Origin of the sequence: Streptomyces sp. NBC_01214 (genome assembly GCF_026340975.1) — a bacterium.
Taxonomy (GTDB): domain Bacteria; phylum Actinomycetota; class Actinomycetes; order Streptomycetales; family Streptomycetaceae; genus Streptomyces.
Genome location: NZ_JAPEOS010000002.1, coordinates 1,354,454 through 1,376,682, shown reverse-complemented (window position 1 = coordinate 1,376,682; position 22,229 = coordinate 1,354,454). Strand labels below are relative to the sequence as shown.

Annotated in this window: 21 protein-coding genes and 1 pseudogene; 1 reads left to right on the top strand and 21 read right to left on the bottom strand. The window is 72.1% G+C overall.

The window, feature by feature from the left end:
- Positions 1-165: 165 nt before the first annotated feature.
- The 16 genes and pseudogenes from dprA to proS all read right to left on the bottom strand — a co-directional run bounded on the left by dprA (position 166) and on the right by proS (position 13,050).
- Positions 166-1,341 carry a DNA-processing protein DprA gene (dprA, locus tag OG594_RS31255; RefSeq protein ID WP_266605427.1) on the bottom strand — a complete coding sequence of 392 codons (1,176 nt, stop codon included), beginning with the start codon at positions 1,339-1,341 and terminating at the stop codon, positions 166-168.
- The gene (locus tag OG594_RS31250; protein WP_266605421.1) at positions 1,338-2,972 is read right to left on the bottom strand and encodes a YifB family Mg chelatase-like AAA ATPase; all 1,635 of its coding nucleotides are present in this window, start codon (positions 2,970-2,972) and stop codon (positions 1,338-1,340) included. Before OG594_RS31250 ends, dprA begins: the two co-directional genes overlap by 4 nt.
- The gene (locus OG594_RS31245) at positions 2,972-3,343 is read right to left on the bottom strand and encodes a YraN family protein (RefSeq protein ID WP_266605419.1); all 372 of its coding nucleotides are present in this window, start codon (positions 3,341-3,343) and stop codon (positions 2,972-2,974) included. The genes OG594_RS31250 and OG594_RS31245 overlap by 1 nt, the downstream gene beginning before the upstream one ends.
- Positions 3,344-3,469: 126 nt before the next feature.
- Positions 3,470-3,778, bottom strand: a complete 309-nt coding sequence (locus OG594_RS31240) for a DUF2469 domain-containing protein (RefSeq protein ID WP_005311352.1) — start codon at positions 3,776-3,778, stop codon at positions 3,470-3,472.
- Between the two features lie 55 nt (positions 3,779-3,833).
- Positions 3,834-4,340 (bottom strand): NUDIX hydrolase, encoded by a 507-nt coding sequence (locus OG594_RS31235; protein ID WP_266605417.1) that lies wholly within the window; start codon positions 4,338-4,340, stop codon positions 3,834-3,836.
- Entirely contained in the window at positions 4,330-5,112 is a 783-nt protein-coding gene (gene lepB, locus OG594_RS31230; protein ID WP_266605415.1) for a signal peptidase I, read from the bottom strand. Before lepB (OG594_RS31230) ends, OG594_RS31235 begins: the two co-directional genes overlap by 11 nt.
- A gap of 43 nt (positions 5,113-5,155) precedes the next feature.
- Positions 5,156-6,055: a signal peptidase I gene (lepB, locus tag OG594_RS31225; protein ID WP_266605413.1), complete on the bottom strand. Its 900-nt coding sequence runs from the start codon at positions 6,053-6,055 to the stop codon at positions 5,156-5,158.
- Positions 6,009-7,052, bottom strand: a pseudogene (gene lepB / locus OG594_RS31220) (signal peptidase I); the annotation flags it as partial. The pseudogene lepB (OG594_RS31220) and the gene lepB (OG594_RS31225), both read right to left, overlap by 47 nt.
- Positions 7,045-7,782, bottom strand: coding sequence for a signal peptidase I (lepB, locus tag OG594_RS31215; RefSeq protein ID WP_266605411.1), 738 nt, complete (start codon positions 7,780-7,782; stop codon positions 7,045-7,047). The pseudogene lepB (OG594_RS31220) and the gene lepB (OG594_RS31215), both read right to left, overlap by 8 nt.
- 45 nt (positions 7,783-7,827) lie before the next feature.
- Positions 7,828-8,178 (bottom strand): 50S ribosomal protein L19, encoded by a 351-nt coding sequence (gene rplS / locus OG594_RS31210; protein ID WP_030011886.1) that lies wholly within the window; start codon positions 8,176-8,178, stop codon positions 7,828-7,830.
- 133 nt (positions 8,179-8,311) lie between these two features.
- Positions 8,312-9,133 carry a tRNA (guanosine(37)-N1)-methyltransferase TrmD gene (gene trmD / locus OG594_RS31205; RefSeq protein ID WP_266605408.1) on the bottom strand — a complete coding sequence of 274 codons (822 nt, stop codon included), beginning with the start codon at positions 9,131-9,133 and terminating at the stop codon, positions 8,312-8,314.
- A complete protein-coding gene (gene rimM / locus OG594_RS31200; RefSeq protein ID WP_266605406.1) occupies positions 9,133-9,702 on the bottom strand; it encodes a ribosome maturation factor RimM in 570 nt (189 codons plus the stop codon). The genes trmD and rimM overlap by 1 nt, the downstream gene beginning before the upstream one ends.
- Positions 9,703-9,827: 125 nt before the next feature.
- Positions 9,828-10,067 (bottom strand): RNA-binding protein, encoded by a 240-nt coding sequence (locus OG594_RS31195; RefSeq protein ID WP_030011889.1) that lies wholly within the window; start codon positions 10,065-10,067, stop codon positions 9,828-9,830.
- Between the two features lie 2 nt (positions 10,068-10,069).
- Positions 10,070-10,507, bottom strand: coding sequence for a 30S ribosomal protein S16 (rpsP, locus tag OG594_RS31190; protein ID WP_266605403.1), 438 nt, complete (start codon positions 10,505-10,507; stop codon positions 10,070-10,072).
- Between the two features lie 305 nt (positions 10,508-10,812).
- Entirely contained in the window at positions 10,813-11,409 is a 597-nt protein-coding gene (locus OG594_RS31185) for a hypothetical protein (protein ID WP_266605401.1), read from the bottom strand.
- A 228-nt stretch (positions 11,410-11,637) separates the two neighbouring features.
- The gene (gene proS, locus OG594_RS31180; RefSeq protein WP_266605399.1) at positions 11,638-13,050 is read right to left on the bottom strand and encodes a proline--tRNA ligase; all 1,413 of its coding nucleotides are present in this window, start codon (positions 13,048-13,050) and stop codon (positions 11,638-11,640) included.
- Positions 13,051-13,181: 131 nt separating this feature from the next.
- Between proS and OG594_RS31175 the strand changes: the two genes are divergently transcribed.
- Positions 13,182-13,886: a cyclopropane-fatty-acyl-phospholipid synthase family protein gene (locus tag OG594_RS31175; RefSeq protein ID WP_266605397.1), complete on the top strand. Its 705-nt coding sequence runs from the start codon at positions 13,182-13,184 to the stop codon at positions 13,884-13,886.
- A gap of 10 nt (positions 13,887-13,896) precedes the next feature.
- On the opposite strand, the gene ftsH is transcribed toward OG594_RS31175, so the two are convergent.
- The 5 genes from ftsH to OG594_RS31150 form a co-directional block, all read right to left on the bottom strand.
- Positions 13,897-15,834, bottom strand: a complete 1,938-nt coding sequence (ftsH, locus tag OG594_RS31170; protein WP_266605395.1) for an ATP-dependent zinc metalloprotease FtsH — start codon at positions 15,832-15,834, stop codon at positions 13,897-13,899.
- Positions 15,835-15,964: 130 nt separating this feature from the next.
- On the bottom strand, positions 15,965-17,536 hold the full coding sequence (ffh, locus tag OG594_RS31165) for a signal recognition particle protein (protein ID WP_266605393.1): 1,572 nt from the start codon (positions 17,534-17,536) through the stop codon (positions 15,965-15,967).
- A 338-nt stretch (positions 17,537-17,874) separates the two neighbouring features.
- On the bottom strand, positions 17,875-20,301 hold the full coding sequence (locus OG594_RS31160) for a [protein-PII] uridylyltransferase (RefSeq protein WP_266605391.1): 2,427 nt from the start codon (positions 20,299-20,301) through the stop codon (positions 17,875-17,877).
- Between the two features lie 17 nt (positions 20,302-20,318).
- Complete coding sequence (locus tag OG594_RS31155) at positions 20,319-20,657, bottom strand: P-II family nitrogen regulator (RefSeq protein ID WP_030009357.1); 339 nt, start codon at positions 20,655-20,657, stop codon at positions 20,319-20,321.
- Positions 20,654-21,997, bottom strand: a complete 1,344-nt coding sequence (locus OG594_RS31150; protein ID WP_266605389.1) for an ammonium transporter — start codon at positions 21,995-21,997, stop codon at positions 20,654-20,656. Before OG594_RS31150 ends, OG594_RS31155 begins: the two co-directional genes overlap by 4 nt.
- Between the last annotated feature and the right edge of the window lie 232 nt (positions 21,998-22,229).

The following is a 22,229-nucleotide window of genomic DNA, read 5'->3' as shown; positions in this document are numbered from 1 at the left end:
CGAGATTGTCGCGGTGCGCGAAGAGTACGGGATGGCGCGGGGGCCGGAAGGCGCCCGAACTCGCGCGGGCGCCCCGGGACCGGCGCCTGGCGCTCGGTCCCGGCGACCGCCACCGGGAAGACCGCGTCTCTCATCGCTTTCACTCTTTCACCGGAACACCCCAGGTCAACGACCGCCTCGCCGGGCGGCTCCGGTTTGTGTGCCTCCTCCAGCCGTTTGTCTGCTCAACTGCCAGCCGTCGCCCTGCCGTTCGACGAACCCCAGAGAGTGAAGTTCGTACAGTCTGCCGATGACTTCATCGATGCCGGTGCCGGAGGCAAGTGCCAGCTCGGCCACGTCCGCCGGGCGGCCGGCGGGCAGCGCTTCGAGCACACGGGCGGCGTCCGGGTCCAGCAGGTCCCGGGCGAGCACCGGGCCGCGCCGCTCGGGAGCCAGCTCGCCCATGGCCCCGACCAGTTCGACCACCTCGGCCGCGTCGGTGACGACCACGGCCTCGCCCCGCAGCAGTTCGTGCACCCCGGCGGAGAGCCCGCTGGTGGCGGGCCCGGGGACGCCCATGGTGAACCGCCCCAGGCGCTGCGCCCGCCGGGCCGTGACCAGCGAGCCGCTGCGGTGCGCTGCCTCCACGACGACCGTGCCCCGGGTGAGGGCGGCGATGACCCGGTTGCGCAGGACGAACCGGCTGGGCGTCGGGTGGCTGCCCGGTGGCAGCTCCCCGAGGATCAGCCCCTGCCCGGCGATCCGGCCGAGCAGCCCGGCATGTCCGCGCGGGTAGGCGACGTCCACCCCGCAGGCCAGCACCGCCGCGGTCGCGCCGCCCGAGGCGAGGGCCCCCCGGTGGGCGGCGCCGTCGATCCCGAACGCGGCGCCGGACACCACGACCCAGCCCCGCTCGGCGAGTCCGGCGGCCAGGACCTGGGCCATGTGTGCGCCGTACGGGGTGCAGGCGCGGGCGCCGACCACGGAGACCGAACGCAGTGCCCAGGTGCGGAGGTTCGGCCGGCCCCGCAGCCACAGTCCGACGGGCCGCTCGTCGCCCAGGTCGTCGAGCTGGGTCGGCCACTGCGCCGATCCCGGATGGACGAACCGGCCTCCGGCCCCGGCGGCGTCCGCCAGGTCCCGCTCGGGTTCGGCCAGCTCGGCCCGTCTGCGGTACCCGGCGAGCCGCTCGGGCCCCACCCCGGACAGGACGTCGGGCTCCGCCCCGGGGGCGGTCAGCAGCTGCATCAGCCGCACCGCGCCGAACTCCCGCAGCCACCGCCCGCCGTGCGCATCGCCGGGCTCCAGCACCCGGGTGAGCGCCGCCCGCGCCAGCGTTTCCGCGTCCCCGGAGCCGGTCATGTCCGGGCCCCCGGCAGCGACATCGCCCCGCGGGCGATCCCGGTCCGCAGCTCCAGCGCCACGGCCACGTCCAGCGCCTCGGGCCGGTCCCGCCCCCGCAGGTCGGCCACCGTCCAGGCGACCCGCAACACCCGGTCCAGCCCGCGGGCGGTGAGCAGCCCGCGTTCCAGATCGCGCTCGGCGGGGGCCAGGGCGCCGGGCCCGGCCTGCCACCGGGTGCGCAGTTCCTGCCCGGGCACCTCGGAGTTGAGCCGCCACGGCGTGTCGGCGAGCCGGGCCGCGGCGCGCTCCCGGGCCTGACGCACCCGGTCGGCGACCACCGCGGTGGATTCCCCGCGGCCGCCCTGCCCGAGCAGGTCGCCGCGGGTCACCGGCTCGACCTCCACCCTCAGGTCGACCCGGTCGAGCAACGGCCCGGACAGCCGCGCCTGGTAACGGCGGATCACCGAAGGCGGGCATTCGCAGCCTGCTCCGTGCAGGGTGTGGCGCCCGCACGGGCACGGGTTGGCGGCGAGCACCATCAGGAACCGGGCGGGCAGCCTTACCACTCCGGCGGCGCGGGCGATGACCACGTGCCCCGATTCGAGGGGCTGCCGCAGCGCGTCCAGCGCCCGGCTGTGGAACTCCGCGGCCTCGTCCAAAAAGAGCACGCCGCGGTGGGCCAGGGAGACCGCCCCGGGCCGGGGGATCCCGGTCCCGCCGCCCACCAGCGACTGCATGGTCGCCGAATGGTGCGGCGCGCAGTAGGGCGGCCGGGCGACCAGCGGTTCGCCGGGCGGGAGGATTCCCGCGACCGAGTGGACGGCCGTGACCTCCACGGAATCCTGACGGGTGAGCTGCGGCAGGAGCCAGGGCAGCCGCTCGGCGAGCATGGTCTTGCCCGCTCCGGGCGGTCCGCTGAGGAAGAGGTGGTGCCCTCCGGCGGCCGCCACCTCCAGGGCGCGGCGCGCCGTGTGCTGCCCGGCCACGTCGGCGAGGTCGGGGAAGTCCGTGCCGTCCTCCCGGCCGGGCCGGCCCCGGGCGAGGCCCGTGCCCAGTCCCGCCCCGGGGACGAGCAGTCCGGCCAGCATCGGGTCCGGCCTGCCGGGCGGGTCGCCCGGCTCCTCTTCGGGCACCTCCCCGCCGGTCAGGACCGCGATGAGCTGGCGCAGGCTGCGTACGCCGAGGACCGAGACGTCCGGTACGAGCGCGGCCTCGGCCGCGCACTGCTGCGGCACCACCACCTGCCGGTAGCCGGCCTCCGCCGCTGCGAGGACAGCCGGCAGGATCCCGCGGACCGGGCGCACGCGCCCGTCCAGCCCCAGTTCCCCGATGAGGACGAGGTCGGCGATCGCGCCCGGGTCGACCACCTCGGCGGCCCCGAGCACGGCCGCCGCGACGGCCAGGTCGAAGCCGGCGCCGGATTTCGGTACGGAGGCCGGGCTCAGCCCGACCGTGAGCTTCTTCTGCGGCCAGGCCGCTCCCGAGTTGACCACGGCCGCCCGCACCCGGTCCCGGCTCTCGACCAGGGTCTTGTCCGGCAACCCGACCAGGGTGAAGGCCGCCACGCCGGGCTCCAGGTCGGCCTGTACCTCGACCACCACGCCGTCGACGCCGACCAGGGCCACCGAGCAGGCTCGCGCGAACCCCATCAGGCCACCCCCCTGACGTGTTCCACCTGGGGGGCGCCGCGCCGCGGCACCAGGACCCCGACGAGGTCGATGCGCACCCCGCCCGGGGGTGGTCCACCGTGGTCGGCGAGCCAGCGCCCGGCGAGGGTGCGCAAGCGCTCGGCCTTGGCGGGCCGCACGGCGGCCATCGGATGCTCGAACTCGCCCGCCCGGCGGGTCTTGACCTCGCACACGACGAGGGCGTCCCCGTCCCGGGCGACGATGTCGATCTCGCCGCCGCGGCACCGCCAGTTCCGCGCGATCACGGTCATCCCGGCCTCGGTCAGCCGCCGGGCCGCGAGTTCCTCGCCGTACCGCCCCAATGCCTGCTGTGCCACGCCCTTCGCGTTCATCCGGCACCACCTCCGGCACCGACGGTCCCGCACCCCCGCCCACCGTGTGGATCTTGGTGGACAGTCCGGCCGTTGTGGAAAACCGCCTCACCCTTGCGGGTGAGGCGGTTCGGCCGGTGCCGGCCCTCAGCTGCCGGGCAGTTCGAGATCGCTCTTGTTGAGCTCCTCGATGTTCACGTCCTTGAAGGTCAGCACCCGCACCTGCTTCACGAAGCGGGCCGGCCGGTACATGTCCCAGACCCAGGCGTCGGCCATGGAGACCTCGAAGAACACCTCCCCCTGAACCGAATGCACCTGCATCTCGTAGTCGTTCGTGAGGTAGAAACGGCGTTCCGTCTCGATCACATACTTGAACAGCCCGACGACGTCGCGGTACTCCCGATAGAGCTTCAGCTCCATCTCGGTCTCGTACTTTTCGAGGTCCTCGGCACTCATGGCATGTTCCCCTTCAGCCGTGCGTCCCCCTATTGTGCGCCAGGCCCCTGCGCCCCTAAACGATTTCCGGGGCCAGGGCCACCGGCTCACCCGGAGGACCGTCGTCGAGCAGCGTACGGAGCAGCTCGGCGAGTCTGGTCGGGTACACCGTCTCATGGGCCGCGAGAAGTTCCTCGGAGGTCCACCACCTGGCTCCGGTGACGCTGCGCCGCTCCAGCTCGGTGAGGCCGCCCATCTCGGTCTCGGTCTGGGCGGTCCGGGCGAGGAAGTACCACTCGTCCTGTTCCCAGCGCCGCCCGTCGAAGGGGAAGGAGCAGTAGCGGTGCCACAGCACCGGCCCCAGCTCCACCTCCGTGATCCCGGTCTCCTCCGCCAGCTCGCGCAGTGCGGCCTGCTCCCGGCTCTCGGTCCCCTCCAGTCCGCCGCCGGGGGTGAACCACCAGTCGTCGGAGGGGTCGGCCGGTTCGAAGCCGTGCAGCAGCAGGATCCGGTCCGCCGGGTCCAGCAGGATCACCCGCGACACCTTCCGGCGGCCGTGCCCGACCGCCGGGTCAGCGGACACCGGCCCGCTCCTGTCGCCGGCCGCGGGCGAGGACCCGTGCGACCGGCCCGTACAAGGCCCCCAGCCCCACCAGGACCGCCCCGGCCAGCACCGTCACCACCTGGAGGCGCAGCGGCCCGGGCCGCGAGATCCCGCCGGGCAGGGCGGCGTACGCGGCCGGCCGCTCCAGCATCGTCACGGAGGGCCAGGCCAGGGCGTCGACGCGGGCGCTGACGGCCGATCGGGGCACGGTCCCCTGCCCGGCCTCCTGCAGGTGGGCACGGGAGTCCAGGGAGGCGGCCCGCCGGTCGCCCAGCAGGAAGAGGTTGCCCTCGGGGACCGCCACCTCGAAGGGGGTCCCGGTGGGCGCGGCCTGTCCGGGCGGCATGGCCAGACCCGAATCCGGCTTGGTGGTGTCGGCGTACGGCTCGTCCAGCGGGGTGCCGTTGACCGTCAGCTCGCCGGCCGCTCCGCAGCACTTCACGACGTCGCCGCCGATGCCGACGACCCGCTTGACCATGGGCGAATCGCTCCACAGGGAATCGGTGAAGATGACCACGTCCCCGCGGTGCACGTCGGCGCCGTCGATGCGCTGGGCCAGCAGCCGGTCCCCGGGCCGCACCGTGGGCATCATCGAGTCCGTGGGGACCATGTAGGGCCGGTAGACGACCGCCCCCCACGCGAAGCCGCCCAGGAAGAGCGCAAAGCCGATGGCCACGGCGATTCCCGACAGCACGTTGCCGAGACCGCCGCGGCCATCCTTGCCACTGCGTATTGCTTGTGTTCCGCCCATTGCAGCGCCCCCACACTCCGGGATCGTCGACCTGGGCGGCACCCTACCCGCCGGTACGGCCCCTGGTCAGCTTCTGCCTGCGCCACATGACGAGCGGAACGGCTCCCACGAGCCCCAGCGCGGCCGGGCCGAGCCCGACGGGGGCCAGCCCGGCGGCCCCGAGGCCGAGCGCGGTCGCCGCGGCCTGGTTGCCGATGCCCGGCTGGTCGAAGGTGTCCGGGACCGGCAGGGTGGCCCAGCGGGTGACCGGCCACGCGACCACCACGGCCCGCCCGACGACCTTGTCCACCGGGACGAAGCCCTTGGTGGAGTCCTGCTGGTGGTAGCGGGAGTCCTCGGAGTTCTGCCGGTGGTCACCCATGACCCAGAGCTTGCCCTTGGGCACGGTGATCGGGCCGAACGGGGCGTCGTCGCAGGGGGTGTTGCCGGGGTAGATGTACGGCTCGTCCAGCTCCTTGCCGTTGACGACGACCGGTCCCCCCTTCTTGCACTCGACCGTGTCCCCGCCGATCGCGATGACCCGCTTGATCAGGTCCTTCTCGGAAGCGTCCGGCATCAGGCCGATCTTGCTGAGCACCTGCTGGAAGAGGTTCGGCTCGGGAGTGGGCTGGCCCGACAGCCAGTCCGCGGGGTCGTGGAAGACGACGACCTCGCCGCGCTCCGGCTCGGAGCCGAACCACGGGGTCAGCTTGTCCACCAGGACCCGGTCCCCCATCTGCAGGGTGTTCTGCATCGAGGCCGACGGGATCGAGAACGCCTGGAGCAGGAACGTCTTGATCAGCAGGGCCAGCAGCAGGGCGATGCCGATGAGGAGCGGGAGCTCCTTCCAGAAGGACCGGTGCGCATGCTCCTGGGCATCGCCGTCCTCCTCGGCCTCGCGCTCGACGGCGTCGTCCGGCCGCTCCTCGCCTTCGTCGCGTCCGGACCGTGCGCCTACCGCCACGTCCCCCACATCCACTCCTCACTCGCGATTGCCGCCCGCGCCCAACCCGGCACGGGCCCTCCCCTCCCTTAACGAGCGGGAGTTCCCTAAGGCGCGGGAGACCGAGGACACACTATGCGAACGGTGTGCCCCGACGGCGCCGTCGTCGCCCGCGTCCCTCGCGCCGTGCCTGATCGGGCACCATCCGGAAGGTCGCCGGCTGCTCCAGCTTGGCCCAGTGCCCGTAGGGCCAGGCGATCACGACGGCCTGCCCGACCACCCCGCTCTCGGGGATGGTGCCCTGAAAGCCCTCGTCCAGGTGGAACCGGGAATCGGACGAGTTCGCGCGGTGATCGCCCATCACGAAGAGCCGGCCCTCCGGCACCTGCACGTCGAACGTGATGTCCGAAGGAGTGTTTCCCGCGTTCACGTACGGCTCATCGAGGGGCGAGCCGTTGACGGTGACCCGGCCCCGGCTGTCACAGCATTTGACGGTGTCCCCGCCGACGCCGATGACCCGCTTGATCAGGTCCTGCTCGTCGGCCGAGGGCAGCAGGCCGATGAAGGTGAGTACTTGCTTGATCTGCTTGACGACGATCGGGTCCTTGGGAGGACGGGCCGCCTCGCCCTTGAGCCAGCCGCCGGGGTCCTTGAACACGACGACGTCGCCGCGCTTGATCTCGGAGCCGAACCACGGCGTCAGCTTGTCCACCAGGACGCGGTCGCCGATCCGGATCGTCTGCTCCATCGAGCCCGACGGAATGAAGAAGGCCTGCACCAGGAAGGTCTTCAGGAGCAGGGCGATGCACAGCGCCACGACCACCAGCAGCGGCACCTCGCCGGCCCGGCGCGTGCGGCGGCGCCGGCGCACCTTGCGGGCCGTCCGGCGCCGTTCGGCCCGGCCGCCTTCCAGCCGGCCCCCCACCAGGGGAGCCGGGGTGGGCTCCGGCTCGGGTTCGGGCTCGAAGTCGTCGAAGTCCCAGTCCCGTCCGCCCTTCTTCCGCCCTCGGCTACCCATGGCCACCGCCGACGCCGTCCCAGCGCGAGAGCGGCCAACCGATCCAGTCGGCCCGCCCGATCACGTTCTCCACCGGCACCATCCCCCCGCCCGGTTCCCCCAGGTGGTCCCGGGAGTCCCGGGACTGGGAACGATGATCACCCATGACCCAGAGGGTCCCCAGCGGTACGACGATCCGGAAGGGCACCGTCGAGGGCGCGTCACCGGGATGGAGGTACGGCTCCTCCAGCGGCACGCCGTTGACCGCAACCCGCCCCGCGGCGTCACAGCACACCACGTCGTCGCCGCCGACCCCCACGACCCGCTTCACGAAGTCAGTGTCGGACGGCTCGGCCAGCCCGAGCGCCGAGGCCGCGCCGTGCAGCACGGCGCCGATCGGATTGGCGTCGGGGCGTTCGCGCACGAACGAGCCCGTGCCGTCGAACACCACCACGTCCCCGCGCTGCGGCTGCCCGCCGAAGCGGTAGGCCAGCTTGTTGACCAGCACCCGGTCCCCGACCTGGAGCGTCGGCTCCATGGAGCGGCTCGGGATCAGGAAGGGCTGGACCACGAAGTTGCTGAACAGCAGCAGGAAGACGGTGCAGATCACACCGAGCACTCCGGCGCGGCGCCAGGTGAGGGGCCGCCCGCCGGCCGTCCGCCGGGGCCGGGAGAACGCAAATCGCGGCCTCCCGTCCCCCTCGAGGGGGGACGAGTGGCCGCGCTGCGTGTGAGGTGCTTCGGTGTCCATACGGGTGCGAGCCTATCCGGCCGCCCCCGGACTCCGGGAGTGACCTCAGCGGTCGCGCTTCTCCTTGATCTTCGCGGCCTTGCCGCGGAGCTCACGGAGGTAGTACAGCTTGGCGCGGCGAACGTCACCGCGGGTGACGAGCTCGATCTTCTCGAAGATCGGGGAGTGGACCGGGAAGGTACGCTCCACGCCGACGCTGAAGGAGACCTTGCGCACGGTGAAGGTCTCGGAGACGCCGGCGCCCTGGCGGCGGATGACTACGCCCTTGAACTGCTGGATACGGGAGCGGTTGCCCTCGATCACGCGGACGTGCACGTTGATCGTGTCACCCGGGCGGAAGGCCGGGACGTCGGAGCGGAGCGTGGCGGCGTTGACGCCATCGAGCAGGTGAGACATGTTCTTCGTCTGCTTTCTTCGCATGACGCCACAGGTCGCCAGTGCGGGTTTCCGTAGAGAATTCGGGAGCTGCGGGACCCGGCGGACGACGGTCCCCCTGTGGCAGGGGCGCCCGCGAGCACACAGCAGCCGCCTATTCTTCCACGGCCCGGGCCCTGCGCCAAAATCGGCCGTCGGCGGTCGGCTGCCAGCCCAGGACCGAGAGGATCTCCCGGTCCTTCTTGTCGAAGCCGGCGGCCTCGCAGCGCTCGATCAGGTCGGGGCGGTTCTGCGCGGTCCGGCGGAAGGCCTCGTCCCGACGCCACCGGGCGATCTTCCCGTGGTGTCCGCTGAGCAGGACCTCGGGGATGTCCCGGCCGCGCCACACCGGGGGCTTGGTGTAGACGGGCCCCTCCAGGAGGTTCGCCATCTCGCCCGGCGCGAAGGAGTCGTCGCGGTGCGATTCGGCGTTGCCGAGCACCCCGGGCAGCAGCCGGGCCACGGCCTCGGTGACCACCAGCACGGCGGCCTCGCCGCCCGCCAGGACGTAGTCGCCGATGGAGACCTCGTACACCGGCATGCGCGTGGCGTACTCGTCCATGACCCGGCGGTCGATGCCCTCGTACCGGGCCGGCGTGAAGATCAGCCACGGCCGCTCGGAGAGTTCGACGGCCAGTTCCTGGGTGAAGGGGCGACCACTGGGGGTGGGAACGACCATGACGGGACCGTGCGCGCCCGCCTCGTAGCCGTCGGCCAGCGCGGAGTCCAGAGCCTCGCCCCACGGCCCGGTCTTCATGACCATGCCGGGACCGCCGCCGTACGGGGTGTCGTCCACCGTGTTGTGCCGGTCGTACGTCCACTCCCGCAGGTCGTGCACGTGTACGTCGAGCTGCCCGCGGGCGCGCGCCTTGCCGACGAGGGAGACGTTCAGCGGCTCCAGGTACTCGGGGAAGATCGTGACGACGTCGAGTCGCATCAGGCGTCGTCCCCGGAATCCGCGGCGTCCTCGTCCCTGGTCGAGACGATGACGGCGTCACGCTCGTCGATCAGCCCGGGCGGCGGGGTGATGACGCAGCGCTGCTCCTCCAGGTCGATCTCAGCGACGATCTCCTCCACGAAGGGGATCATCACCTCGGAGCCGTCCGGCCGCTCGACGATGAAGAGGTCCTGGGAGGGCAGGTGAGAGATCTCGGTGATCCGGCCGATCTCGGTGCCGTCCTCCAGCACCACGTCCAGGTCCATCAGCTGGTGGTCGTAGTACTCGTCCTCCTCCTCCGGCAGCTCGGAGGGGTCCACCTCGGCGATCAGGAGGATGTTGCGCAGCGACTCGGCTCCGGTGCGGTCCTTGACGCCCGCGAAGCGGAGCAGCAGCCGCCCGCTGTGCACGCGGCCCGTCTCGATCGTCAGCGGTCCCGCCGTCGCGGGCTCCGTCTTGAGCACGGCGCCGGGACTCAGTCGCAGTTCCGGCTCGTCGGTGCGCACCTCGACGGTGACCTCACCCTTGATGCCGTGGGCGCGGCCGATCCGCGCGACTACCAACTCCACTGTGCTCTTCCCTTACTGCGGCGTGGTTGCTCACATCAATGGTCGCTCCTGCCCGGGGGCAGAAACGACACGGGCCGGGGCGGGCGAACTACGCCCTCCCCGGCCCGTGCCGGTGAATCAACTGCTCAGCGGACCTGGTCCACGTCGACGAGGTCGACGCGGATCCCCCGGCCGCCGATGGCGCCCACGACGGTACGCAGAGCACGTGCGGTGCGGCCGTTGCGGCCGATCACCTTGCCGAGGTCGTCGGGGTGGACCCGGACCTCGAGCACCTGCCCGCGGCGCAGGTTGCGCGAGGCGACCTGCACTTCGTCGGGGTTGTCCACAATGCCCTTTACGAGGTGCTCAAGAGCCTCCTCGAGCATGCTCAGGCCTCGGTCGACTCGGCGGCGGCGTCAGCCTCGTCCGCCTTCTTGTCGGCCTTCTTCTTCTGCGTGATGGCCTCGCCCTTGCCCTCGCCGATGCCCTCGAGGGCCTTGGCGAACTCGTCGAAGGAGCGACGCTTGCTCTCCTTCGTCGCCGGCTGCAGGAGCGGCGCGGGGGCGGGGAGACCCTTGTGGGCCTGCCAGTCACCGGTCAGCTTCAGGATGGCGAGCACAGCCTCGGTGGGCTGGGCGCCGACGGACAGCCAGTACTGCGCACGCTCGGCGTTGACCTCGATGCGCGACGGGTTGTAGGTCGGGTGGTAGATACCGATCTCTTCGATCGCGCGACCGTCCCGGCGGGTGCGGGCGTCGGCGACGACGATGCGGTAGTGCGGCTGGCGAATCTTGCCGAGGCGCTTGAGCTTGATCTTGACTGCCACTGGAGTGGTGTCTCCTGAACTTGACGTGGTTGGGCACATGAGATGCCACGTGGGGTTGCGGTACTCGGGTGCCCGATGGACGCGTCAGCCGGAGGAGAGAGGGGTCCTATGCGACTGTCGAGTACAGCTAGCCATTGTGCCATACGCCTGCGGCGCGCTCAGCCGGGCGGGTAGGACCGGTGCCCGCCGGCGGTACGGCGGTACGGGCCCCGTGCGTGCGCCGTCGGCGGCCGCCCCGGTGGGGGCGGTGGCCCGGCGCCCGCCTCGCGGCGGGGCGGTGACCCCGGCGCCGACGGAGAGGGCGGTCAGGAGGCCACCGCGATGGCCACGTCGGGGATGCGGAAGGGCTTCATGCAGCCACCGCACACGATCGGCGCTTGGGCCAGCACGGAAGGGACCACCCGGACGTTGCGCCCGCAGTCACAGACGGCCTTGACGCGCACGCCGCCACCGGAGGAGCCGTGCCGGGCGGCCGGTCCACGGAAGCTGCGCTTGGTGTCCGCCGCGGTGGCGGCCGTGTGCGCCTTCAGCGCGCGCTGTAGCCGCTCGATGGTGGGACGGTAGCGCCGCTTCGCCTCCGGATTGAGCGTGACCAGGGAGAAGCCACTGCTCGCGTGCGGCTCCTCGGAGTGGTCCAGCCCCATCTCCTCGGCGATCGCGAGGAATCTGCGGTTGTGGTAGCGGCCGGCGCGCGAAGTGTCGCGGACACCGCGGGCGGCGGCGATGCCGTGGACTGCCTCGTGCAGCAGTCGCTCGAAGGAGAGCTCGGCGCCACAGGCGGACGACGACTCTCCGATCAGGGACTCGGGCGCGGCAAGGTCAGGCAGCTCGGGGTGGTACCGCTGAATATCGGCCCACGCCTGCGCCAGCTCTGCGGCGAGAACAGGTGGTGTCGTGCTCACGTCGTGACAACGAGCCGAGGTGCCCGGGTGTTCCGATTCCGGGCCATTCCAAATTTTTTGCACGTACCAGTCAGTTCACTCTGATGCGTCCTGACGAGGACGGGTGCGCCGATCTCAGGAGGAGTCGGTACGTAACGTCGACCAAATCCTCCCGGTCGGCCGATGCGAACCGGCCCCGGCGCGCGGCACGAGCCGCACGCCGGGGCACGGGAGAGCCGGTCGGCCCGGTCAGTACGAGCGCGCGACGATCGCGAGCGTACCGGGGGCGTCGTCCGCCTCCGGGACCGACCCGTCCTCGGCGATCAGGCAGCGCACGGAGACGGCCTGCTCGGCCAGCTTCGCCTCGCCCTCCGGACCGAGGTCCGCCCACGGGATCCGCGCCCAGCCACCGGCGACGGCGGCCTCGGCGGCCTCGCCGATCGTCGTGACGTCGGACGTGCGGGCCAGGCGGCGCTCGCGGGACTCGCGCAGCAGCTGCGCCTGGTCCTCGTCCAGCACCTTGGGCAGCAGGTCGGCGAGGGCGTCGATCTGCACGGGGGTCTTCCCGCCCGGGATCCGGCGGGCGAGCATCGCGGTGCCGGCCTCCAGGTCACGGGGGCCGATCTCGATGCGGACCGGTACGCCCTTGAGCTCCCAGTCCACGGCGCGGCGGCCGAAGGGGGTGTCGACGCGGTCGTCGACCTGCACCCGCAGGCCGGCGGCCTTCAGCTGGGCACCCAGCTCACGGACCTTGGCCACGGCCTCGTCGCCCTTGATCGCCATGACGACGACCTGGACGTGCGCGAGGCGGGGCGGGACCCGCAGGCCGTTGTCGTCGCCGTGGGACATGATCAGGCCGCCGACCATGCGGGTCGAGACGCCCCACGAGGTCTGCCAGACGAGCTCCTGCTTGCCTTCCTTCGACAGGTACTGGGTGTTGAAGGCCTTGGCGAAGTTGGTGCCGAGCTCGTGGCTCGTGCCCAGCTGCAGGGCCTTGCCGTCGCCCATCATGCCCTCGAGGGTGAGGGTGTTGATGGCGCCGGCGAAGCGCTCCTTGGCGGTCTTGCGGCCGAGCACGACGTCGATGCCGAGCACGTTCGTCATGAAGTCGCCGTAGACGTCCGTGTGGATGCGGGCCGCGTAGTCGCGGGCGTCCTCGTACGTGGCGTGGGCGGTGTGGCCCTCCTGCCAGAGGAACTCGCTCGTACGGAGGAACACGCGCGGGCGCATCTCCCAGCGGACCACGTTGGCCCACTGGTTGATCAGCAGGGGCAGGTCGCGGTAGCTCTGGACCCACTTGGAGAAGTAGTCGTTGATGATCGTCTCGGACGTGGGCCGGACGACGACCGGCTCTTCCAGCTCCTTGCCGCCGCCGTGCGTGACGACCGCGAGCTCGGGGGCGAAGCCCTCGACGTGCTCGGCTTCCTTCGTCAGGTACGACTGCGGGATGAACAGCGGGAAGTACGCGTTCTGGGCGCCCGCGTCCTTGATGCGCGCGTCCATCTCCTGCTGCATCCGCTCCCACAGGCCGTAGCCGTACGGTCGGATGACCATGGTGCCTCGGACCGGACCGTTGTCGGCCAGCTCGGCCTTGTTGATCAGATCCTGGTACCAGCGGGGGAAATCCTCCGCCTGCGGGGTGAGAACGGGTGCCTTTGCCATGCCGCGAATCGTACGGCGCCCGGCACACGATGCGTGAATCGGGTGGCGCGCTCCTCTGGACGTCGGGGCGAATGGGGAGTTCTCTGGCAACGGGGGCAAGGGGGCGACACGGAATCAGGAGCGCTCTTTCGATGACACCGACGCCGACGGCCACGCTCGTCGCCCGGGACTGGGCGGAGATCCAGGAACGGATGCTCGTACCGCTGTACGAGGCGGTCTACGACCGGCTGGAGGTCGGGCCGGGCGACCGGCTGCTCGACCTGGACTGCGGAGCCGGGCTGCCCCTGCTGCTGGCGGCCGGGCGGGGAGCCGTGGCCACGGGCGTGGAGGCGGACCCGGCCCGGCGGGCGCTGGCCCGCGAGCGGCTGCTGGAGGTCCTGGCGGCTCCACCGGAGCCGCCGGCCCCGCCCCGCCCGTACGACGCCCTGCTCGCCTTCTCCCCGGCCCCCGCAGCCCTGGACGCGGCCCTGCCCGCGGTCCGCCGCGGCGGAGCGGTGGTCCTGGCGGACTGGGGGCCCGCGGAGCGCTGCACGGTGCCCTCGGTCCTCGGCGGCGGGCCCGCGCCGCGGGACCTGGACGCGCTGGTGGAGCGGGCCGGGCTGCGACCGGACGGTTCCGGGCGGGTGTTCTGCCCGTTCGGGTACGCGGACGTGGACAGCGCGGTGCGCGGACTGCTGTCGACGGGGCTCTACGACGCCGCCGACGCCGCCGACGGCACGGCCGATCCCGTGCTCGCGGAGAAGGAACTGGCCGAGGCGCTTCACCCGTTCGAGCGGTCCGACGGCGCCGTGTGGCTGCCGAACATCTTCCGGTACGTGATCGCCCGGGTGGACTGACGGCCGCGCCTCAGTCGGTGCCGTGCCCCTTCGTCAGCCGTGCGATCCCCGCGGCGGCGTAGGCGGCCGGTTCGTCCAGGGTCTCGTTGGCGAGGAGGGCCTGCGCGAGGGCGTCCAGCTGCGGGCGGTGCTCGCGCAGCAGGCGGCAGGCCTCCAGGTAGCACTCGTCCACGATGCGCCGCATCTCGTGGTCGACCGCGTCGAGGGTGGCGGGGGCGGCCGAGAGTCCGTAGGGGCCCTGCCCGTCGGAGGGGATCGCGGTGAGGCGGCCGATCCGCTCGCTCATGCCCCAGCGGCCGACCATGCCGCGGACGATGGCGGTCACCTGCTCCAGGTCGTTCTCGGCGCCGGTGGTGATGACGTCGTAGACGACGTGCTCGGCCGCCATGCCGCCGAGCGCGCCGATGATGCGGCCGCGCAGGTACGGCTCGGTGTAGGCGTACCGGTCCGCGTCCGGGGTCGAGAGGGTGACGCCCAGCGCGCGGCCGCGGGGCACGATCGTGATCTTGCGGACCGGGTCGGCGCCCGGCTGGAGCATGCCCAGCAGGGCGTGGCCGCTCTCGTGGTAGGCGGTGCGGCGGCGCTCCTCCTCCGGCATGATCAGCGACCTCTCGGCGCCGAGCTGGACCTTCTCCAGGGCGTCCGACAGGTCCGCCCGGGTCACCTGGGTCTGCTGGCGTTTGACGGCCAGCAGCGCGGCCTCGTTCGCCAGGTTGGCTAGGTCCGCTCCGGTCATCCCGGGGGTGGTACGGGCCACGTGTGCCAGGTCGACGCCCTCGGCGAGCGGGATGTCCCGGGTGTGGATGCGCAGGATGGCCTCGCGGCCGGCCCGGTCGGGCGGGGAGACGACCACCATGCGGTCGAAGCGGCCGGGGCGGGTGAGGGCGGGGTCGAGCACGTCCGCGCGGTTGGTGGCCGCGAGGACGATCACGCCCTCCGAGCCGGAGAAGCCGTCCATTTCGGTGAGGATCTGGTTGAGGGTCTGTTCGCGTTCGTCGTGGCCGCCCATGGCAGTGCCGCCGCCGCGGGCCCGTCCGATGGTGTCGATCTCGTCGATGAAGATGATCGCCGGGGCCACCTTGCGCGCCTCGGTGAACAGTTCGCGCACCCGGGAGGCGCCGACCCCGACGATCATTTCGATGAACTCGGAGGCGGAGGCGGAGAAGAAGGGCACCCCGGCCTCGCCCGCGACCGCGCGCGCCAGCAGGGTCTTGCCGGTACCGGGCGGGCCGGAGAGCAGGACTCCGCCGGGCATCCGGGCGCCCATCTTCCGGTACGCCTGCGGGTTCTTGAGGAAGTCGACGACGTCGTTGAGCTCCCCCTCGACCTCGTCGATGCCCGCCACGTCCTCGAAGGTGGTGCGGCGGGCGCCCGTCTCCAGCTCGACCGGCTTGGGCGGGGCCTTGCGGCCCAGCGCGCCCGCGCCGCCCATCCCGGAACCCATCCGGCGGGCGATGACCACCCACAGGAGGACCAGCAGCAGCATCGGGGCGAGGGAGAGCAGCAGGTTCGCGAGGAAGCTGCGCTGCACGACGACCGGGGAAGCCGTGACGGTCACGTTCTGCTTGGTGAGCTCGGCCCACAGCGCGTCGTCGGCGAAGGCGGGGCGCTGGGTGACGAACTTCGTGTAGTCGCCCTTGTCGCCGTCGGGCAGCGGCTGCTTGGCCTTGAGCTCGCCCTGGATGGCATCGCCCTTGGAGTAGATCTTCTCGACGTTGCCCGCGGCGACCTGCTTGCTGAACTCGGTGTACGAGATGGTCGGCTCGTCCCCCTCGTTGAAGAAGGACAGCACGAGGTTGGCCAGCAGGTAGACGATCAGCGCGGTGAGGATCAGCCCCCGCCAGCCGCCGGGCATCCTCCGCTTGGGCGGAGCGGCGGGCGGTGCGCCTTCCGACCGCCAGGGGGTGTCGGCCCTGTCGCGGGGAGGTACGGGGGTGGGGCTGGGCACGGGGCGCCTCCTTCTGCCATCCTCCCGGCCGACCATAAGGGATAAATCGGACCGTCGCCCCGGCGGAGAAACAGGAGGGCCCCGACCGTGCGAACACGGCCGGGGCCCTCCTCACCCACGTGCGCGGGTGCTACTTCATGAACTTCTTGAACTCGTCCGGAAGGTCGAAGTCCCCGCCGTCCTGGCCGCCCGCCGGCAGGCCGAAGGGGTTGCCGGCGGCCGCGGGCTCGATCGCCTGCGGGCCCTGCTCCCGGCGGGCCGCGGCTGCGGCCTCCTCTTCCTTGCGCTTCATCGGGTTGCCGCTCTTGCGCTTGCCCTTGGCCTGCTTGACCTGCTTCTTCTGCCGGCCGGGGCCGCCACCCATCCCGGGCATGCCCGGCATGCCCGGCATGCCGCCGCCCTGGGCCATGCGGGACATCATCTTGCGGGCGTCGAAGAACCGCTCGACCAGCGACTTGACCGCGCTGACCTCGGTGCCGGAGCCCTTGGCGATACGGGCACGGCGCGAGCCGTTGATGATCGTCGGGTCGTGGCGCTCGGCCGGGGTCATCGACTTGATGATCGCGGCGGTGCGGTCGACGTCACGCTCGTCGATGTTGTTGATCTGGTCCTTGATCTGACCCATGCCGGGCAGCATGCCGAGCAGCTTGGAGATGGAGCCCATTTTGCGGACCTGCTCCATCTGGGCCAGGAAGTCGTCGAGCGTGAACTCCTTGGGGCCCTTGGCGAGCTTGGCCGCCATCTTCTCGGCCTCGGCCTGCGAGAAGGTCTTCTCGGCCTGCTCGATGAGGGTGAGCATGTCACCCATGTCGAGGATCCGGCCCGCCATGCGGTCGGGGTGGAAGGCGTCGAACTCGTCGAGCTTCTCGCCGTTCGAGGCGAACATGATCTGCTTGCCGGTGACGTGCGCGATGGAGAGCGCGGCACCGCCTCGGGCGTCACCGTCGAGCTTGGAGAGCACGACGCCGTCGAAGCCGACGCCGTCGCGGAAGGCCTCGGCGGTGTTGACCGCGTCCTGGCCGATCATGGCGTCGACGACGAAGAGGATCTCGTCGGGGCTGACGGCGTCGCGGATGTCCGCGGCCTGCTGCATCAGCTCGGCGTCGATGCCGAGGCGGCCGGCGGTGTCGACGATGACGATGTCGTACTGCTTGGTCCGCGCGTACTCGACGGAGTCCTTCGCGACCTGGACCGGGTCGCCGACGCCGTTGCCCGGCTGGGGCGCGTACACGGCCACGCCGGCGCGCTCGGCGACGACGCTCAGCTGGTTGACGGCGTTGGGGCGCTGGAGGTCGCACGCGACCAGCAGCGGGGCGTGGCCCTGCCCCTTCAGCCAGAGACCGAGCTTTCCGGCGAGGGTGGTCTTACCGGCACCCTGGAGACCGGCCAGCATGATCACGGTGGGGGCGGTCTTGGCGAAGCGCAGCCGCCGGGTCTCGCCGCCGAGGATGGTGACGAGCTCGTCGTTGACGATCTTCAGGACCTGCTGGCCCGGGTTCAGGGCCTTGCTGACCTCTTCACCGCGCGCGCGTTCCTTGACGTTCGCGATGAAGGAGCGGACGACGGGCAGGGCGACGTCGGCCTCGAGGAGAGCGATACGGATTTCCCGGGCCGCTGCGTCGATGTCAGCCTCGGACAGCCGGCCTTTGCCGCGCAGCCCCTTGAAGGTATTCGCCAAGCGGTCGGAGAGCGTATCGAACACGGTGGTCGCGATTCCTCGGGTCGGGGGCGTTGTGGTCGTCCCCCAGGGTATCCGCCCCCGCCGCCCATCCGGCCCTGTGGTCACCTTTCCCCGGGGCTCCGCCCCCCGCACCCCGCCCCTCAAACGCCGGGGAGGCTGGATTTCGCCCGGCCCTGTACCCGCGTGCGGCTTGCAAGACCGGGGCTCCGCCCCGGACCCCGGCCCCCAAACGCCGGGCGGGCTGGATGTGCGCAGCAAATTCCAGCCCCGCCGGCGTTTGAGGCGCGGGGCGCGGGGCCGAGCCCCGGGGAACGGCGGAGGGGTGGGTGGGGGAACGCTCCGCGCAGCGGCCGCCCGCACTACGACAGGGCGGCAGCCACCAGGCCGGCCAGGGCCGCTGCCTCCGCGGGGTCGAGGGGCTTGCCCTCGGGGGTGGTCACGTACAGCGTGTCCACCGCGTTCGCGCCCAGGGTGGAGACGTGTGCGCTGCGGACCCGGACGCCCCGGGACTCCAGTGCCCGGCCGATCCGGTGGAGCAGGCCCACCGCGTCCGGCGCGCGCACCTCCAGGACCGTGGCCAGGGAGGACACGTCCGGGACCACCGTGACCCGGGGCGGCGGCGGGACCACCCCGCGCCGGCGCGGATAGGCCGCCTCGCGGTCCGCCAGCTTCGCCGGGACGTCCAGCGAGCCGTCCAGCGCGCGGACCAGGTCGGTACGGAGCCGGGCGGCCTGCGGCAGCGCGCCGTACTCCGCCGCCACCCGCCAGCGCAGCACCAGGACCTCGCCCAGCCGGTCCGGGAGCTCCATGGAGCGCAGGTCGGCCGCCCGTACGGTGAGCCGGTGCAGGGCCAGGACCCCGGCCACCGCCGGGAGGACCCCTGGCTGGTCGGGGACGGCGACGACGAGGTCCACGCCGACCGCGTCGTCCTCCTGACGGGCCTGGAGCGCCAGGACCGGCTCCCCGGTGCGCAGGGCCTCCACCGCCAGGCGTTCCTGTTCGGTGGTCGCGATCTCCGGCTCTCCGGCCACCGGGGCCGTGCCGCGCAGTACGGCGGCGACCCGCGCGACGAGGTCCGCCACGAGCGATCCCCGCCACGCGCTCCACGCCGCCGGCCCGGTGGCCAGGGCGTCCGCCTCGGTCAGGGCGTGCAGTATTTCCAGCGTGCCCACCGAGCCCACGGCGTCGGCGACCGTGCGGACCGTGGCCGGGTCGTCCAGGTCGCGCCGGGTGGCGGTGTCGATCAGCAGCAGGTGGTGCCGTACGAGCGCCCCGAGCACGACGACGTCGTGCGGGTCGAAGCCGACGCGGGCGGCGACGTCGCGGGCGATGGTCTCCCCCGCCACCGAGTGGTCTCCCGGCCAGCCCTTGCCGATGTCGTGCAGGAGCGCGGCCATCAACAGCAGGTCGGGGCGGCCGACCCGGCGGGTGAGGGCGGAGGCCCGCACCGCCGTCTCGATCAGGTGCCGGTCCACCGTCCAGGTGTGGACGGGATTGCGCTGGGGGCGACAGCGCACCCGCTCCCAGTCCGGGAGCAGCCGGGTGATGAGGCCCTCGGCCTCCAGGGCCTCCCACACGGCCACCGTCGGCTCCCCCGCGCCCAGCAGGGTCAACAGCTGCTCGCGGGCCTCGGCCGGCCAGGGCACCGGGAGCGGTTTCCCCTGCGCCGCGAGCCTGCGTACGGCGTGCAGGGAGACGGGCAGGCCCGCCTGCGCGGCGGCCGCGGCGAACCGCAGGGCGAGTACGGGATCGCGGTCGGGGCGCGCGGCCAGGGCCAGTACGGCCTCGCCGTCGGACTCCACCACGCCCTCGGCCAGGGGGGCCCGCGCGGCCGCCCGGTCCCCGCGGGTGCCGAGCAGTCCGCGCAGCCTGGGCCGGGCGGCGCGCGCCCGCAGGACCCGTCCGACCTCCCGCCAGGTCACGTCCGCGGCGTAGGCGACGACGCGCGCGGCCTCGTACACCTCGCGCAGCAGCGCGTCCGCGTCGAGGAGTCCGAGCTGGGCCGCGACCTGGTCCTGTTCCTGGAGGGAGAGCCGGTCGGTGGCCCGGCCGGTGACCAGGTGCAGGGCGTCCCGGGCGTCCAGGAGCCGCCGCCGGGCCTCGGCGAGGCCCTCGCGCGGGGCGTCGGCCAGCCAGGACGCGGCGACCGCCCGCAGCGCGGTGACGTCGCGCAGGCCCCCGCGGGCCTCCTTGAGGTCGGGTTCGAGCAGGAAGCGCAGTTCCCCGGCCCGCTCAGCCCGCTCGCGGCACAGGGCGTCCAGTTCAGGGAGCCTCTCGGCCGCCTGGTTGCGCCAGTCGGCCAGTACGGAGGTGCGCAGGCCGGCGAGGAGTCCGGCGTCACCGGCGACGGTGCGGGCGTCCAGCAGGCCGAGGTGCACCTTGAGGTCCTCGGCAGCGGTCCGGCGGGCCTCGCCGGGGGTCCGTACCGAGTGGTCGAGGGCGAGGCCGAGGTCCCAGACCGGATACCAGATGCGGTCGGCCAGCGCGCCCAGCGCCCGCGGCTCGGCCTTGCCGTCGTGCAGCAGCACCAGGTCGAGGTCGCTGCGCGGGGAGAGTTCGGCGCGTCCGTAGCCGCCGACGGCCACCAGCGTGGCGCCGCGGACGCCCGTCTCCCGTACGGCGGTCGTGAACAGGTCGTTCAGCCATGTGTCGGTCAGCCCGGCCAGGGCGGAACGGCGCGAAGGCCCGGACTGCGACTCCTCCTGGAGGAGTCGCAGCCGGGCCGCGGCGTATCCGCTGGCTCCCGGGTCGGCCGTGTGGTCCGTGTTCTCTTCGACGCTCGTCACCCGGGAGCTCCCGTCACCTAGAGCGCGTCAGCGCCGCGCTCGCCGGTGCGGACCCGTACGACCGAGTCCACGGGGACGCTCCACACCTTGCCGTCACCGATCTTTCCGGTGGCCGCCGCGCTCACGATCACCCGGATCAGTTCCTCGGCGTCGGAGTCGTCGACCAGTACCTCGATGCGGATCTTGGGGACGAGGTCGACCTGGTACTCGGCACCGCGGTAGACCTCGGTGTGGCCGCGCTGGCGGCCGTAGCCGCTGGCCTCGGTGACGGTCAGGCCCTGCACTCCGAAGGCCTGGAGGGCTTCCTTGATCTCGTCCAGCTTGTGCGGCTTGACGATCGCGGTGATCAGCTTCATGCGTCAACCTTCTTGGTCGCGGCGGAGGGGGCGGGTGCGGCGGTGCTCCGCGAGGCGGCTCCGCCGCCGGCTCCGCTGAAGTCGTAGGCCGTCTCGGCGTGCTCGACCTGGTCGATACCGGCGACCTCGTCGTCCTCGGACACCCGCATCCCGATCGTCTTGTCGAGGAGGAGGGCGAGGAGCGCCGATGCCACCAGAGAGTAGGCGAGGACGGCGAAGACTCCGATGGCCTGCTTGCCGAGCTGTTCCAGACCGCCGCCGTAGAAGAGGCCGGCCACGTCGGACTGGACCCCGCCGGTGGCGAAGAGGCCGACGAGCAGGGAGCCGACCACGCCGCCGACGAGGTGGACGCCGATCACGTCGAGGGAGTCGTCGTAGCCGAACTTGTACTTGAGGCCGACGGCCATGGCGCAGAGCAGACCGGCGATGACACCGATGGCGATCGCGCCGAGCGGGCTGACCGCACCGCCCGAGGGGGTGATGGCGACGAGGCCGGCGACCGCGCCGGAGGCGGCGCCCAGGGTGGTGAAGGAGCCGTGGCGCAGCTTCTCGTAACCGAGCCAGGCGAGCATGGCGGCGGCGGTGGCGACCTGGGTGTTGACGAACATGACCGCGCCGACGCCGTCGTCGTTGCCGAGCCAGGAGCCCGCGTTGAAGCCGAACCAGCCGAACCACAGGAGGCCGGCGCCGAGCATCACGAGGGGGAGGCTGTGCGGGCGCATCGGGTCCTTCTTGAAGCCGACGCGCTTGCCGATGACGAGGATCACGCCGAGGGCGGCGGCGCCGGCGTTGATGTGGACGGCGGTGCCGCCCGCGAAGTCAATGACGCCGAGCTCGAAGAGCCAGCCGCCGGCGCCCCAGACCCAGTGGGCGACGGGGAAGTAGACGACGGTGACCCACAGCGCGGTGAACAGGACCCAGGCGCCGAACTTCACGCGGTCGGCCAGCGCACCGCTGATCAGGGCGGGGGTGATCACGGCGAACATCAGTTGGAAGACGGCGAAGACGTAGACCGGGATGGTGTAGCCGTCCCACAGCTCGGTAATCCCGATGCCGCTGAGGCCGACGTAGTCGGAGTTCCAGCCGATGAGGGAGCCGGAGTCGGTGCCGAAGGCGAGGCTGAAGCCGTAGAGGACCCACAGGATCGTGACGATCCCGAGGCTGATGAAGCTCATCATCAGCATGTTGAGGCTGCTCTTGACGCGGACCATGCCTCCGTAGAAGAAGGCGAGTCCCGGGGTCATCAGCATGACCAGGGCGGAGCAGATGAGCATGAACCCGGTGTTCGCGGCAGACAGCGTCGGGGCGTCTGCCGCGAGGGTCGTGATGGCTGATGCCATCGGCGTCTCCTCGTCGTCGGTACGTTCGCGTGCGGGCGATCGTGAAAACCTGAGCGGCGTAAAAGGGGTGTCCGGCCGGGCTGGGGAGGCTGGCCGGTTAATGACCCCGAGATTCGCGCAGGCCGGTTTCCGGCGGCGCCGCTCGGTGTTTCGCGCCCGTGACGAAGAGGGCGGGCGTGTTACGCGTCAATGAACAGGTGGATCACGAAAGCCGGCCGCGGCAGTACCCGGA